Origin of the sequence: Alloyangia mangrovi, assembly GCF_002300555.2 — a bacterium.
Classification (GTDB): domain Bacteria; phylum Pseudomonadota; class Alphaproteobacteria; order Rhodobacterales; family Rhodobacteraceae; genus Salipiger; species Salipiger mangrovi.
Genome location: NZ_NTHN02000007.1, coordinates 1 through 14,251 on the forward strand (window position 1 = coordinate 1; position 14,251 = coordinate 14,251).

Sequence of the window (14,251 nt, forward strand, 5' to 3'; positions counted from 1 at the left end):
GGCCGCGGCGCGGCGCCGGGCTGGCACCCAGGCTCGGCACCACGAAGGCCGCCGCCAGGGCCAGCGACGCCGACCATTGCCAGCGCGAAGGCCGGCTTGCGCATGTAGCTGGTCATCGGGCGCCAGTTTTTCCACAGGTGCAACACGAAGGGCAGGATCAGCACCATGCTGAGCCATTCGTGCATGCCGTGGAACCATCCGGAGTTCCAATGGAAGAAAAGCGCGATTCCCGAGATCAGGGAGACGAGGAAAAGCCCGGTGATGAAGGGTGTGGCGTAGCGATTCAGAAGAGATTTCATGGCGTGGCTGGCTCCGCATGTGACGAGTCGGGCGCCGCGCCTCCCCTGCGGCTCCGGGGATGTCACGCGCGGCGGCGGAGTTTCCGTCGCGTCTCATTGAGTTTTTTCGCCGCCCGAGAAATTTCCCGGAAAAAGGTCGCTTTTCCTCTTGCGGAGGTCCGCGGGAAACTCTAAATCGCCCACACCAACAAGGAAGCGGGCGTAGCTCAGGGGTAGAGCATTACCTTGCCAAGGTAAGGGTCGGGCGTTCGAATCGCCTCGCCCGCTCCATTCACCACTTTCCTCCGGGAATTCCTTACAAGAGACGAGATAATCTGGCCGCGGCAATGCGACGCCGGATATTTCGCGTCCGCACTGCGGCGCGGAGCCCACCGCGGACAACGGGCGACCCGGAGGCCGCCCCTGCCGGCTCAGAACGCCTTGAAGGTCAGAGTGGTCAGCGTGCGCTCGATTCCCGGAACCGTGAGCAGGTTCTCGTTGATGAAATGCCCCACGTCGGCGCCCTCGGGAATGTAGAGCTTGAGCAGCAGGTCCCATTCGCCCGACGTCGAATAGAGCTCGGAATGGATCTCCCGGAGCGCGATCTGGTCAGCCACCTGGTAGGTGGCGCCGGGCTTGCAGCGGATCTGGACGAAGACGCAGGTGGTCATGGCGGGCCTCTCAATGATGTGCGCGCAAGCTGTCACAGCACCCCCGCCGCCGCAAGCGCGGCTGGCACCTTGCGCACGCGCGGGGCTTGGCCTGCGCCCTGCCCCGCCCTATAAGCCCCTGCGAGACATCGAGGAGTATGGTCCATGCGCAAGGCCGAGGTGAGCCGCAGCACCGCCGAGACGAAGATCGAGGTCAGCCTCGATCTCGACGGCACGGGCAGCTACGACATGAAGACCGGCGTGGGGTTCTTCGACCACATGCTGGACCAGCTGGCACGTCATTCGCTGATCGACATGGTGGTGCGCGCCGAGGGCGATCTGCACATCGACGACCACCACACCGTCGAGGACACCGGCATCGCCATCGGCCAGGCGCTGGCCAAGGCGCTCGGCGACAAGCGCGGCATCCGCCGCTACGGCTCCTGCCTGCTGCCGATGGACGACGCGCTGGTGCGCGCGGCGCTGGACCTCTCGGCGCGCCCCTTCCTGGTGTGGAAGGTGCAGCTGCCGACCGAGAAGATCGGCAGCTTCGATTGCGAATTGGTGCGCGAGTTCTTCCAGGCGCTGGCGACCCATGGCGGGATCACGCTGCACATCGAGGCGATCGACGGGGTGAACTCGCACCATATCGTCGAGGCGGCCTTCAAGGCCGTGGCCCGCGCGCTGCGCGAGGCGGTGGAGCCCGACCCGCGCAAGGGGGACGCTATCCCCTCGACCAAGGGCGCGCTCTGACGGCGCCCGAAGTGAGGGGCGCTGCCCCTCGCGCTCCCCGGGATATTTGACCCTAGAAGAAGCAGGGGCGGACCCGCCGCCCGGACAGGAGGCGAGATGCTGACGGCGATCATCGATTACGAAAGCGGCAACCTGCATTCCGCCGAGAAGGCCTTTCAGCGCATGGCGCGCGAGATGGATGCCGGCGAGGTCGTGGTGACCGACGCCCCCGAGGTGGTGGCACGAGCTGACCGGCTGGTGCTGCCCGGCGACGGGGCCTTCCCGGCCTGCGCCAAGGCACTGCGGCTCTCGGGCTGTTTCGACGCCATGGTCGAAGCGGTGACGGCGAAGGGCCGGCCCTTCCTCGGCATCTGCGTGGGCATGCAGCTCATGGCCCGCGTCGGCTTTGAATACGCAGAGACCCCGGGCCTCGGATGGGTCGATGGCGAGGTCGAGAAGATCCTGCCCTCCGACACCGCGCTCAAAGTGCCGCACATGGGCTGGAACGAGCTGGTCATCGACCGCGCACACCCGGTGCTCGACGGGATCAAGAGCGGCGATCACGCCTATTTCGTGCATTCCTACCAGATGCGAATGCTCACCCCCGACCACCGGCTGGCTCATGTCGATTACGGCGGCACGGTCACCGCGGTGGTGGGGCAAGGCAACATGCTGGGCTTCCAGTTCCACCCCGAGAAGAGCGCCGACACCGGGCTGAAGATGATCGGCAACTTCCTCACCTGGGCCCCGTAAGGGCGGCGCTCGTGTTGCCCCCTCACGCCGGGGCAGCGCGCGCATTGCAAAGCGCGCCCCCGCGCGTCTATAGGGAGCCGTCACTGACTATGCGGAGCCGCGCCATGATCCTCTACCCCGCCATCGACCTCAAGGACGGCAAGGCCGTGCGCCTGCTACGCGGCGACATGGAGAAGGCCACGGTCTTCAACGACGATCCCGCCGCGCAGGCGATGGAGTTCGTCGAGGCGGGCTGCGACTGGCTGCACCTCGTGGATCTCAACGGCGCCTTCGCCGGCGAGCCGGTGAACGCCGCTGCGGTCGAGGCGATCCTCGAACGCACCAAGGTTCCCGCGCAGCTCGGCGGCGGTATCCGCGACATGGCGACCATCGAGCGCTGGCTCGACAAGGGCCTCGCGCGGGTCATCCTCGGCACCGTGGCGGTCGAGAAGCCCGAGCTGGTGCGCGAGGCGGCCAAGGCGTTCCCCGGCAAGGTCGCCGTCGGCATCGACGCGCGCGACGGCCGCGTGGCGACCAAGGGCTGGGCCGAGGTGACCGACGTCGACGCGGTGGATCTGGCGCGCAGTTTCGAGGACGACGGCGTGGCGGCGATCATCTACACCGACATCAACCGCGACGGTGCCATGCAGGGGCCGAACATCGAGTATACCGCCGCCATGGCGCGCGCCGTGTCGATTCCGGTGATCGCCTCGGGCGGCGTGTCGAAACTGGCGGATCTCATCGCGCTGCGCGACTGCGGCGCGCAGCTGGACGGCGCGATTTCGGGCCGGGCGCTTTACGATGGCGCGATCGAGCTGAAAGAGGCGCTGGCGGCCCTCAAGGGCTGAACGCGCGCCAAGCCGAATGACAAAGGACCGCCCCCGAGGGCGGCCCTTTTGCGTATCTGTCCCATATCCGCGCGGATCAGAGCGGCTCGGTCCGGTAGAGCTTCACCTTGAGGCTGCCATGCGCCACCGGCGCGCCGGTGGGCAGGAAGCGCAGGCCGGTCGCCTTGGCCAGCCCGGGCTCGGTGGTGATGATCCCCACGCGCCAGCCCTGGAACCTCTCCTTCAGCACGGACCCCAGCGAGGCGTGCAGCGCGTGCAGCGGGCCCTTCTCGCCGATCCGCGCGCCGTAGGGCGGGTTCACCATGACAAGGCCCGGCGGTCCATCGGGGCGCTCCAGCTCGCTCACCGGGCGGCACTCGAAACGGGTCCAGTCGGTGACCCCGGCCCGCTCGGCGTTCTCGGAGGCGAAGCGGATCGCCCCCGCGTCGCGGTCCGAGCCGTAGTAGAGCGAGGTCGGCGCGCGCAGCGGCTCCTGCCGTTTCAGCCCCTTCAGGTCGGCGGGCGCGAAGACCGCCAGCCGCTCGAAATCGAAGGCGCGCGCCCGGCCGGGCAGCAAGCCGGCGGCGATCTCGGCGGCCTCGATCGGGAAGGTGCCCGAGCCGCACATGGGATCGAGCACCGGCTCGACCCCATCATAGCCGCAGGCGCGCAGGAAGAGCGAGGCCAGCGTCTCGCGCATCGGTGCCTTGCTGACTGCCTGCTTGAGCCCGCGCCGGTGCAGCGGCTGGCCGGAGGTGTCGACGGAGAAGGAGACGATATTGTCCTCGATCCGGGCGAGGATGCGCACGCCGTCGTCGGCCAGCGGCGCGCCCAGCTCTTCGGTGATGGCCCGCTCGATCCGCTGCTTGGCAGCGCCGGCGTGGTAGATCTTCGACTTGCGGCTCAGCGCCTCGACCTTCACCGGCACGTCGGGCCGCAGGATGTCTCCCCAAGGAAACTTGCGCGAGCGCTTGTCGAGCTGCGCGAGGTGCACCGCCGGGAAGCCGCCGATGCGGGCCAGCACCCGCGCCGCGCCGCGCAGCTCGAGGTTGGCGCGCGCCACCTCGGGCCAGCCGCCCTGGAACGACACGCCGCCCTGCTCGGGCTTCAGCGGGCCGAAGCCGAGCGACTTGGCCTCGGCCACCAGCACGGGCTCCAGCCCCGGCGCGCAGGCCAGGAAAATCTCGAAGGTCTTGTCCATCACATGTCCCGTCAGAGCAGCTCGAGCACACGCTCGGGCGGGCGACCGATCACCGCGCGGCTCCCCGCAAAGGCCACCGGGCGCTCGATCAGCTTGGGCGTCTCGGCGAGGGCGCGCAGCAGCGCCTCGTCGTCGCTGTCGCGGCTCAGCCCCGCCGCCTTGAATTCGGCTTCCTTGGTGCGCACCATCTCGATCGCCGAAACACCGAGCGCAGCCTGCGCTGCCTTCAGCTCGTCGTAGGTGGGCGCATCCTCGAGATAGCGCCGGACCTTGGGCCGGGCGCCCTTCTCCTCCAGCAGCGCCAGCGCCTCGCGCGACTTGCTGCAGCGGGGGTTGTGCCAGAGGATCATGTCCAATCCCCGCGCCCGGTGCCCACGGCCTCCTCGACCGAGGCAAAGCCGTCCCGGGCCAGCAGCGCGTCCAGCCCTTCGGCGATGTCCTGCACCAGAGACAGCCCGCCGAAGACCAGCGCGGTGTAGACCTGCACCGCCGAGGCGCCGGCGCGGATCTTCTGGTAGGCCTGCTCTGCCGAGCCGATGCCGCCGACGCCGACCAGCGGCATCTGGCCGCCCGTAAGCTCCGAGAGCTTCGCCAGCACGCGGGTGGATTTCTCGAACAACGGCTGGCCCGACATGCCGCCCGCCTCCGACGAGAAGGGCGAGGAAAGCCCCTCGCGCGAGAGCGTGGTGTTGGTAGCGATCACCGCGTCGACCTTGGAGGCCATGGCGACCTCGGCAACGTCCTTAAGACCCTGCTCATCGAGATCCGGCGCGATCTTGAGGAACACCGGGATGCGGTCATCGAGATGCGCCCGCGCGTCCATCACGCCGCCCAGCAGCGCCGCCAGCGCGTCCTTGCCCTGCAGGTCGCGCAGCCGCTCGGTGTTGGGCGAGCTGACGTTGACGGTGGCGAAATCGAGGTGCTCGCCGCAGCGTGACAGCACCTTGGCGAAATCCGCCGCGCGGTCCTCGCTGTCCTTGTTGGCGCCGAGATTGAGCCCCAGCACCATGCCGCTCGGGCGCTGGACCAGCCGTTGCGCGACCACCTCCATGCCCTCGTTGTTGAAACCGAAGCGGTTGATCGCCGCCCGATCCTCGGTCAGGCGGAAGAGCCGCGGCTTTGGGTTGCCAGGCTGCGGGCGCGGCGTCACCGCGCCAACCTCGACGAAGCCGAAGCCCGCGCGCGACAGCCCCTGCAGCGCCGAGGCGTTCTTGTCAAAGCCCGCCGCCAGCCCGATCGGGTTGGGCAGCGCCAGCCCGGCAAGTTCGCAGCGCAGCCGGTCCGAGGTGATCATCCCCGGCGCCGGGGCAAGCCCCATCTTCAGCGCCATGATCGCCAGCCCGTGCGCCTGCTCGGGGTCGACCTTGTGCAAGAGCGGCAGGCCCGCCTTCTCGAGAAATCTCATCATGCCAGATCGTCCGGAAACTGATGCGCCCCGCCCTCGCCCAGCAACAGCGGCTGCGACCATAGTAGCCCGGCGAGCGGCAGCGCGGAATAGAGATGCGGGAAGAGCGCCCCGCCGCGCGAGGGCTCCCACGTGATCCGGTCGCCGAAATCCTCGACCTCGTAGCAGAGGAGCTGCAGCCCCTCGACGCCGGCGAAATGCTTCGCCGCCGTCTCGCGCACCTGCTCGGCGGTGGAGAAGTGGATGTAGCCATCGGCCACGTCGATCGGGGCGCCGGCGGTCTCGCCCTGCGCCTGCAGCGCCGCCCATTCGTCGGCCCGGAGGATTTTGTAGATCAGCATGAGGCGCTGATGACGCGGAACCCCGTCCCGGTCAATCCCCGCAGTCAACCCACATTGAGCGAAACCGTGCTCAGGACGGCCCTCCACTGGTCCCCGGATAAGCCGGACGGCCCAGCGGAGCACCGCGAGGACGATGACCGGCATCGGCAGCTGCCCGCAGACAGGGTACGAGCGCGCGGCTTCGGTTCAGGTGCCACGCGGTCAGAATAGGCGATGATCCACAGACACTTGCCAGTGTTCTGACCCATCGCCGGGCAATGTGCCGAATTTTCGCCCAACGTGTTTTGACAGCCCGTAAAACCCGTTGCAGGATCGGAAGATAAGAAAAAACCCGACAGAGAGGATTCCCATGTCGCTTCGTCTTCTGACCAGCGCCGCCGCGCTCGCCCTGACCGCCGGCGCAGCCAGCGCGGACTACACGATCACCATCCTTCACACCAATGACTTCCACTCGCGCTTCGAGCCGATCAGCAAGTACGATTCCACCTGCGGCGAGGAAGACAACACCGAGGGCAAGTGCTTCGGCGGCTCGCCCCGCCTGCAGACCGCGATCACCGAGGCGAAGGACCGCGCCGGCAACTACCTGCTGGTGGACGGCGGCGACCAGTTCCAGGGCTCGCTCTTCTACACCTACTACAAGGGCAAGCTCGCCGCCGAGATGATGAACCAGATGGGGTACGACGCAATGACCGTGGGCAACCACGAGTTCGACGACGGCCCCGAGGTGCTTCGCGGCTTCGTCGACTCGGTCGAGTTCCCGGTGCTGATGTCCAACGCCGACCTCTCCGGCGAGACGCTGCTCAAGGGCGAGATCCAGAAGTCGACCATCATCGAGAAGGACGGCGAGAAGATCGGGCTCATCGGCCTCACTCCGGTCGACACCGACGAGCTGTCGAGCCCGGGCAAGAACGTGGTCTTCACCGATCCGGTCGGCGCCGTGCAGGCCGAGGTCGACAAGCTGACCGAGCAGGGCGTCAACAAGATCGTCGTGCTCTCGCACTCGGGCTACAACGTCGACCTGAAGGTCGCCGAAGAGACCACCGGCGTCGATGTGATCGTCGGCGGCCATTCCAACACGCTGCTCGGCGACATGGACGGCGCCGAGGGCCCCTACCCGACCATGGTCAAGGACACCGCCATCGTCTCGGCCTATGCCTACGGCAAGTTCCTCGGCGAGCTGAAGGTGACCTTCGACGACGCGGGCGCGATCACCGACGCATCGGGCGCGCCGCTGATCATGGACGCCGCGGTGACCGAGGATGCCGCCACCAAGGAGCGCATCGCCGAGGCCGCCAAGCCGCTCGACGAGATCCGCAACAAGGTGATCGGCGAGTCGACCGACGAGATCAACGGCAGCCGCGACATGTGCCGCGCCGAGGAATGCCCGATGGGCAACCTCGTGGCCGACGCCATGCTCGACCGGGTCAAGGACCAGGGCGTCGAGATCGCGATCACCAACGGCGGCGGGCTGCGCGCCTCGATCGACGCCGGCGAGGTGACCATGGGCGAGGTGCTGACCGTGCTGCCCTTCCAGAATACGCTCTCGACCTTCCAGGTCACCGGCGCGGTGATCAAGGAGGCGCTGGAGAACGGCGTCAGCGAGATGGAGGAAGGCGGCGGCCGCTTCCCGCAGGTCGCGGGGATGAGCTTCACCGTCACCCCCTCGGCCGAAGTGGGCAGCCGGATCTCCGACGTGATGGTCGGAGACGCCGCGCTCGACGAGGCCAAGACCTACGGCGTGGTGTCGAACAACTTCGTGCGCAACGGCGGCGACGGCTACAAGATGTTCATCACCGCCAAGCAGGCCTATGATTTCGGCCCCGACCTCGCCGACGTGGCCGCCGAGTTCATCGCGGCGGGCACCCCCTACACGCCCTACACCGACGGCCGGATCACCATTTCCGAGTGATCCGTCCCAAGGGCGACAGGACGCGGGGGCGCGCCGGGAACGGCGCGCCCCCTTTTCACACCCCAGGCCACCGCCGCAACATCCTCTTCCCCCCCGGGGAAATTCCGCACTATCAGGGCCCCATGCTTAAGACGCGCATCATCCCCTGCCTCGACGTGGCCGATGGCCGCGTGGTCAAGGGCGTCAACTTCGTCGACCTGCGCGATGCGGGCGACCCGGTGGACGCTGCCCGAGCCTATGACGCCGCCGGAGCCGACGAGATCTGCTTCCTCGACATCCACGCCACGCATGAAAACCGCGGCACGATGTTCGACGTGGTGACCCGCACCGCCGAGCAATGCTTCATCCCGCTCACCGTGGGCGGCGGCGTGCGCACCGTCGCCGACGTGCGGGCGCTGCTGCTCGCCGGGGCCGACAAGGTCTCGTTCAACTCCGCCGCCGTGGCCAATCCCGACGTGGTGGCCGAGGCCGCCGATCACTTCGGCAGCCAGTGTATCGTCTGCGCCATCGACGCCAAGACCGTGGAGCCGGGCCGCTGGGAGATCTTCACCCACGGCGGCCGCCGCCCCACCGGCATCGATGCGGTCGAGTTCGCCATCACCATGGCACGAAAGGGCGCGGGGGAAATCCTGCTGACCTCGATGGACCGCGACGGCACCAAGGCGGGGTTCAACCTGCCGCTGACCCGCGCCATCGCCGACGCGGTGCCGATCCCGGTGATCGCCTCGGGCGGTGTCGGCACGCTCGACCACCTGGTCGAGGGCGTGACCGAGGGCCATGCCTCGGCGGTGCTCGCCGCCTCGATCTTCCACTTCGGCACCTACACCATCGCCGAGGCCAAGGCGCATATGGCCGCCGCCGGCGTGCCGGTGCGGCTCTGAGAGGCTCCGACATGACCGAGATGACGCTCGAAAAACTCGAAGAGGTGATCGCCGCCCGCGCCGCCGCCTCGCCCGACGAGAGCTGGACCGCAAAGCTGCTCGCCAAGGGCCCGGAGAAATGCGCCGAGAAATTCGGCGAAGAGGCCATCGAGGCGATCATCGAGGCGGTCAAGGGCGACCGCGAGAAGCTCGCCTCCGAGGCCGCAGACGTGCTCTTCCATTTCCTCGTGATGCTGCGCGCCCGCGAGCTGCCGCTGTCGGAGGTCATGGCCGAGCTGGAGCGCCGCCAGGGCCAATCCGGCATCGCCGAAAAGGCCGCCCGTCCCAAGGGCTGAGACCGAGAGAGGGGGCGCTGCCCCCTCGCCGCTGCGCGGCTCACCCCCGGCGTATTTGAAAAGAGAAGAAGGGCGCTGCGCCCCCGCAGGCCCTCTTCCGCATTTCTTCTGGGCAAAAATATCCCGGGGGAGACGCGCGCAGCGCGGCGGGGGCGGAGCCCCCCCTTTTCCGACGCTAGCCGCCGATCACCTCGGCGAGCGGCACGCCGGCGCCCAGCAGGCGCTCGTATTCGATCTTGGTGCAGCGGTCCTGTACGACGTCGACGCCACTGGCCCCGGCCTTTGCGGCCGCCTCGGCATGCGCGACACCGAGCTGCATCCAGATGGTGCGAAACTGGGGCAGGTGCGAGAGCGCTGCACCCACCACCGACGGCACCGCCTCGTGGCGGCGGAAGATGTCGACCATGTCCACCGGTGCGTCGATCTCCGAGAGCCCGGCGCGGAACTCCTCGCCGAAGAGCGTCTGGCCGACATGCGCCGGGTTGACCGGGATGATCCGGTAGCCGCGCTGGGACAGGAAACGCGAGACGTAGTGGCTCGGCCGCACCGGGTTGGTCGAGATGCCGACCACGGCGATGACCCGTGTCCGGGTCAGGATGTCTTTGAGGAAGGTGTCGGAATAGCTCATGTGCTCAGCCTGTCACAGCGCCGCGGGAAGAGGAAGCCGCGACGCGCGCGCGGGACGCGGCGTCCCGGGAAAAGAGGGAACAAAAGAAAAAGCGTCCGGGTAATACCCGGACGCAAGTTACGGAACGAGGGACAGTGAAGGGGTCGCGGAGGTTCCAGTTCCGCGCCTCTGAACCAGAGATAGGCGAAAATGCCACAGATTGAAGGCCCCTCGCGATCATGTGATGAAAAATTCTTGACCTTCCGTCCATCACGTGCTGGCGCGTCATTCCGCGGCGATCGCCTCATGGGCCAGCATCTGCCACACCCTGTGCGGGGTGAAGGGCATGTCGGCCTGGCGAATCCCTTTATCCCAGAGCGCGTCCTGCACAGCATTTGACACAGCGGCCATCGAGCCGACGGTGCCCGCCTCGCCGCAGCCCTTCATCCCCATGGGGTTGCCGGTCGAGGGCACCGGCTCGACGTCGAAGGCGATCCAGGGCGCATCCTTGGCACGCGGCATGGCGTAATCCATGAAGGTCGCGGTCAGGAGCTGGCCGTCCTCGTCGTAGACCGTGTGTTCGGTCAGCGCCTGGCCCAGCCCCTGCACCACCCCGCCATGCACCTGGCCCTCGGCCAGCATCGGGTTGATGAGGTTGCCGAAATCGTCGACCACCGTGTATTTCACCACCCGTGTGACGCCGGTCTCGGGGTCGATCTCGACCTCGCAGAAATGCGCGCCGTTGGGGTAGGAGCGGGCGTCGATGGCGGTGCGGGCGGACCAGCTCAGCAGGTCCTCACGGCCCTTCTCGCGCGCCAGCGCAGCGGCCTCGAGCATGGTCGGGTGCAGGTTCGAGCCATCCGCGCGGAACTGCTCGTCGTCGAAGCGCACCTCGTCGGGATCGACGCCCATCTCGCTGGCGAGGAACTCCGAGAAGCCCGCGATCATGTCGCGCACGGCGGTCAGCGTCACCGTCGCCTGCGTGGTCACCGAGCGCGAGCCCCCCCGTGCCACCGCCGCGCGGGATGCGGTCGCTGTCACCCTGCACGAAGCCGATCTTCTCGACCGGGATGCCGGTCTGGTCGGCTAGGAACTTGGCAAACACTGTCTCGTGCCCCTGCCCGTTCGACTGGGTGCCGACGTAGATGGTCGCACCGCCATCCTCGGTGAATTCCACCTTCACGTCCTCGGCCGGATCGCCGAGGATGCTTTCGATGTAGTAGCAGAGACCGAGCCCCCGCAGCTTGCCCTGCGCCTCCGAGGCCGCCTTGCGCGCCGGGTAGCCCGCGATGTCGGCATCCGCCTCGGCATGGGCCAGCACGCGGGAGAAATCGCCCACGTCGTAATTCTCGCCGGTCACCGTCTTGTAGGGGAACTCCTGCACGAAGTTGATCCGCCGCAGCTCGCTCGGATCGACCCCAAGCTCGCGCGCGGCACGGTCCATGATGCGCTCGAGCGTGTAGATCGCCTCGGGACGGCCGGCGCCACGATAGGCGTCGACCTGCGTGGTGTTGGTATAGAAGCCCTCGACCCGCATGTAGGCCGCCTTGATGTCATAGGTGCCGGTCAGCACCTTGGCATAGAGCGCGGTCTGGATCGCCTGCCCGAAGTTCGAGTTGTAGGCGCCGAGGTTGCAGCGGGTGTGGTTGCGGTAGCCGAGGATGCGGTTGTCTTCATCGAAGGCCAGTTCGGCCAGAGTCACCAGATCGCGCCCGGCGTGGTCCGAGAGCATCGCCTCGGTGCGGTCCGACATCCAGCGCACCGAACGGCCGAGCTGCTTCGCGGCAAAGGCGATGGCGAAATACTCCGGATAGCCCGGCGCCTTCATGCCGAAGCCGCCGCCGACGTCGGGGTTGGTGACGCGGATCTGCTCGACCGGCAGGTCGAAGGCCTGCGCCAGCTCGGACTTCAGCCCCCAGACACCCTGCCCGTTGAAGGCGACATGAAGCTTCTCGCCGTCCCACTCGGCGTAGGCGCCGCGCGGCTCCATGGCGTTGACGATGACGCGGTTGTCGCCGACCTCGAGGCTGACCACCTTGGCGGCGGCGGCAAAGGCCGCCTCGGTCTCGGCCTCGTTGCCGAGCCCGTAGTCGAAGGCGCGGTTGCCCGGCGCCTCGGGGTGGATCGCTTCGCCACCCGCCTCCAGCGCCATGTGCACCGGCAGTTCGTCAAAATCGAAGACGATGGCCTCGGCGGCGTCCTTGGCCTCGATCATCGTCTCGGCGACGATCAGCGCCACCGGCTCGCCGACGTGGCGCACCCGGTCCTTGGCAAGGATCGGGCGCAGCGGATCGGCGGCCTTGCTGCCGTCGCGGTTCTTGATCACCGTGCCGCCCATCGAGATGTCCATGCCCGCGGCGATCAGATCCTCGACCGTCGCCACCATGTGCACCCCCGGCATCTCGCGCGCGTCCGACACGTCGAGCTTGGCGATCTCGGCATGGGCGACGGGCGAGCGCAGCACATAGGCATGCAGCGCCCCTTCCGGAGCGATATCATCGACGTACCGACCATGCCCGGTGAGGAAGCGCACGTCCTCGCTGCGCTTGAACGACTGGCTTTTGCCGAATTTTTCCATCTGGCTGGTCCTCCCGCGGCTGCGTATTTGCCGCGACTGTAGAGGCCGCAGCCGCAGAGTCCAGCGCCCGGGACTGTGATCTCAGCCCTGATTTTCGATTTCCACGACTCTGCGCACGCCGTAGCCGTTGAACCCGGTGACGAGCGCCCGGGAATAGGCACCCATGCCCTCGAAGAGCAGGTAGTCGCCTTCCGTCAGGTCGCATGGCAACGGCAGCAATTCGGGCAGCCGGTCGATGCTGTCGCAGGTCGGGCCGAAGACCACGCGGCGGGTCCGCTCGCCTTGCAGTGGGCCGCCGCTGCGGCTGACCGCGCGGACCCGGTCCATCGGTGCGATATCGCGCCATTCGGCAAGCCCGCCGTAGACCCCGTCGTTGAGGAAAACCGCCTCCTCGTGCACGCCCTTGACCCGCGTGGCCAGCGTCAACGCCTCGGCGGCCAGCGCGCGCCCCGGCTCGCAGACCAGGTGCGGCGGGTTGTCGAAGGCGCCCTGCGCCGCCTCGCAGATGGTATCGAAGATCGCCTGCAGGTCGGGCCGGTCGGCATCGCGGTGCGCCGGGAAGCCGCCACCGACGTTGAGCCGATGCAGCGTGACCCCGGCGGAGCGCGCCACCGCGGCAGCCTCGTTGATGTAGCGTCCCCAAGGCGCGGGGCTGGTGCATTGCGTGCCCGGGTGGAAGGTGATCGAGGCGGTGAACCCCAAGGCCTCGACCCGCCGCAGCAACTGCACGGCCTGCTCGGGCGTGGCGCCGAACTTGGTGCCGAAGTCATAGGCCGCCCCCGCCACCGGCAATTTGAGCCGCACGGCGATCTCGGTGCCGCGCGGCAGGCCCGCCAGCTTTTCCAGTTCCGCCATCCGGTCCACCGACCACGAGACGCAGCCCGCCTCCAGCCCCGCCGCGACCTCCGCCGCCGAGCGCACCGGGTTATGGTAGTGCAACGCTGCCCCCGGGGCTTCGGCCCGGACCAGCGCCATCTCGGCAGGCGAGGCCACGTCGAAGGCTCTGATGCCGGCAGCGTGCAGCGCGCGGATCATTTCGGGCGCGGGATTGGCCTTGACCGCATAGGTCACGAGACCCGGAAAGCCGGTCAGGAACTCGCGGGCCACCTCCATCAGACGCGCCGGATGGAAGAGGAACACCGGCTCGTCCGGCGCATTGGCCGCGAGCCAGGCTTCCGGCGTCGGGGAGAGGGTCGGATCGATCCGCATGGGCGCTGCCTCCTGTCGCTTTTCTTTCCAGCATGGCGCAGAAAACGCTCGGACCCGCGTGGCATATGGCACAGAATGCAGGGCATGATGCGACAGATCGACAACAAGACCATTCAGATCGACGAAACCGACCGGCAGCTCATCGCGCTGCTCGAGGCGGATGCACGGCTGCCGGTCGCCGACCTCGCCCGCAAGCTGGGGCTGGCGCGGACCACGGTGCAGGCGCGCATCGACCGGCTGCTGGCACGCGGCATCATCGCCGGCTTCACCCTGCGCCGCGGCGCCGCATTGAAGGCGCCGATCCGGGCCACCGTGCTGGTGTGCATCGAGCCGCGCAGCCAGCCCGAGGTGTTCGCCCGGCTGCGCCAGATGCCCGCGGTCGAAGCGGCGCATACGACTTCAGGAAGGGTCGACCTGCTGGTGCAGGTGAGCGCGCGCAGCACCGAGGAGCTCGACGCCACGCTCGACAAGATCGCCGAGGCGCGCGGGGTGAAGAGCTCGGAGAGCCTCATTCACCTCAGCACGAAGCTGAACCGGGCGGGCTAGCGCGCCCGCCCATCTCCCAT

At 68.0% G+C, this 14,251-nt stretch carries 14 protein-coding genes, 1 tRNA gene and 2 pseudogenes; 8 read left to right on the forward strand and 9 right to left on the reverse strand.

What is annotated here, in order from left to right; translation table 11 throughout:
- A pseudogene (locus tag CLG85_RS05395) lies at positions 1-299 on the reverse strand (DUF4405 domain-containing protein); the annotation flags it as partial.
- Positions 300-494: 195 nt separating this feature from the next.
- Between CLG85_RS05395 and CLG85_RS05400 the strand changes: the two are divergent.
- Positions 495-569, forward strand: a tRNA-Gly gene (locus tag CLG85_RS05400).
- 140 nt (positions 570-709) lie between these two features.
- Here the strand turns inward: CLG85_RS05400 and CLG85_RS05405 are convergent.
- Complete coding sequence (locus CLG85_RS05405) at positions 710-949, reverse strand: Lrp/AsnC ligand binding domain-containing protein (RefSeq protein WP_095882780.1); 240 nt, start codon at positions 947-949, stop codon at positions 710-712.
- A 144-nt stretch (positions 950-1,093) separates the two neighbouring features.
- On the opposite strand from CLG85_RS05405, the gene hisB reads away from it, so the two are divergent.
- From hisB to hisA, 3 genes are all read left to right on the forward strand, one after another.
- Positions 1,094-1,681 (forward strand): imidazoleglycerol-phosphate dehydratase HisB, encoded by a 588-nt coding sequence (gene hisB / locus CLG85_RS05410; protein WP_095882781.1) that lies wholly within the window; start codon positions 1,094-1,096, stop codon positions 1,679-1,681.
- 96 nt (positions 1,682-1,777) lie between these two features.
- Entirely contained in the window at positions 1,778-2,413 is a 636-nt protein-coding gene (gene hisH / locus CLG85_RS05415) for an imidazole glycerol phosphate synthase subunit HisH (protein ID WP_095882782.1), read from the forward strand.
- A gap of 104 nt (positions 2,414-2,517) precedes the next feature.
- Positions 2,518-3,240: a 1-(5-phosphoribosyl)-5-[(5-phosphoribosylamino)methylideneamino]imidazole-4-carboxamide isomerase gene (gene hisA, locus CLG85_RS05420; protein WP_095882783.1), complete on the forward strand. Its 723-nt coding sequence runs from the start codon at positions 2,518-2,520 to the stop codon at positions 3,238-3,240.
- A 76-nt stretch (positions 3,241-3,316) separates the two neighbouring features.
- Here the strand turns inward: hisA and CLG85_RS05425 are convergent, their stop codons facing one another.
- From CLG85_RS05425 to CLG85_RS05440, 4 genes are read right to left on the reverse strand one after another with little or no spacing between them, the layout of a single operon-like run.
- Positions 3,317-4,420: a THUMP domain-containing class I SAM-dependent RNA methyltransferase gene (locus tag CLG85_RS05425; protein ID WP_260348539.1), complete on the reverse strand. Its 1,104-nt coding sequence runs from the start codon at positions 4,418-4,420 to the stop codon at positions 3,317-3,319.
- A gap of 11 nt (positions 4,421-4,431) precedes the next feature.
- Complete coding sequence (gene arsC, locus CLG85_RS05430) at positions 4,432-4,770, reverse strand: arsenate reductase (glutaredoxin) (protein ID WP_260348540.1); 339 nt, start codon at positions 4,768-4,770, stop codon at positions 4,432-4,434.
- The gene (locus CLG85_RS05435) at positions 4,767-5,825 is read right to left on the reverse strand and encodes a quinone-dependent dihydroorotate dehydrogenase (protein ID WP_095882981.1); all 1,059 of its coding nucleotides are present in this window, start codon (positions 5,823-5,825) and stop codon (positions 4,767-4,769) included. Before CLG85_RS05435 ends, arsC begins: the two co-directional genes overlap by 4 nt.
- Positions 5,825-6,166: a DUF952 domain-containing protein gene (locus tag CLG85_RS05440; protein ID WP_095882976.1), complete on the reverse strand. Its 342-nt coding sequence runs from the start codon at positions 6,164-6,166 to the stop codon at positions 5,825-5,827. The genes CLG85_RS05435 and CLG85_RS05440 overlap by 1 nt, the downstream gene beginning before the upstream one ends.
- 349 nt (positions 6,167-6,515) lie before the next feature.
- On the opposite strand from CLG85_RS05440, the gene CLG85_RS05445 reads away from it, so the two are divergent.
- The 3 genes from CLG85_RS05445 (at position 6,516) to CLG85_RS05455 (ending at position 9,291) form a co-directional block, all read left to right on the forward strand.
- Positions 6,516-8,075 carry a bifunctional metallophosphatase/5'-nucleotidase gene (locus tag CLG85_RS05445; RefSeq protein ID WP_095882977.1) on the forward strand — a complete coding sequence of 520 codons (1,560 nt, stop codon included), beginning with the start codon at positions 6,516-6,518 and terminating at the stop codon, positions 8,073-8,075.
- Positions 8,076-8,197: 122 nt separating this feature from the next.
- The gene (gene hisF, locus CLG85_RS05450) at positions 8,198-8,956 is read left to right on the forward strand and encodes an imidazole glycerol phosphate synthase subunit HisF (protein ID WP_092423828.1); all 759 of its coding nucleotides are present in this window, start codon (positions 8,198-8,200) and stop codon (positions 8,954-8,956) included.
- 20 nt (positions 8,957-8,976) lie between these two features.
- Complete coding sequence (locus CLG85_RS05455) at positions 8,977-9,291, forward strand: phosphoribosyl-ATP diphosphatase (protein ID WP_095882982.1); 315 nt, start codon at positions 8,977-8,979, stop codon at positions 9,289-9,291.
- Positions 9,292-9,466: 175 nt separating this feature from the next.
- Here CLG85_RS05455 and CLG85_RS05460 read toward each other — a convergent pair whose 3' ends face one another.
- The 3 genes and pseudogenes from CLG85_RS05460 to CLG85_RS05470 form a co-directional block, all read right to left on the reverse strand.
- Positions 9,467-9,919: a CoA-binding protein gene (locus CLG85_RS05460; RefSeq protein WP_095882978.1), complete on the reverse strand. Its 453-nt coding sequence runs from the start codon at positions 9,917-9,919 to the stop codon at positions 9,467-9,469.
- A 264-nt stretch (positions 9,920-10,183) separates the two neighbouring features.
- Positions 10,184-12,476 (reverse strand): annotated as a pseudogene (locus tag CLG85_RS05465) (xanthine dehydrogenase family protein molybdopterin-binding subunit).
- Between the two features lie 81 nt (positions 12,477-12,557).
- The gene (locus CLG85_RS05470; protein WP_095882980.1) at positions 12,558-13,685 is read right to left on the reverse strand and encodes a type III PLP-dependent enzyme; all 1,128 of its coding nucleotides are present in this window, start codon (positions 13,683-13,685) and stop codon (positions 12,558-12,560) included.
- Positions 13,686-13,772: 87 nt separating this feature from the next.
- Between CLG85_RS05470 and CLG85_RS05475 the strand changes: the two genes are divergently transcribed.
- Positions 13,773-14,231 (forward strand): Lrp/AsnC family transcriptional regulator, encoded by a 459-nt coding sequence (locus CLG85_RS05475; protein ID WP_176476640.1) that lies wholly within the window; start codon positions 13,773-13,775, stop codon positions 14,229-14,231.
- Positions 14,232-14,251: the final 20 nt, after the last annotated feature.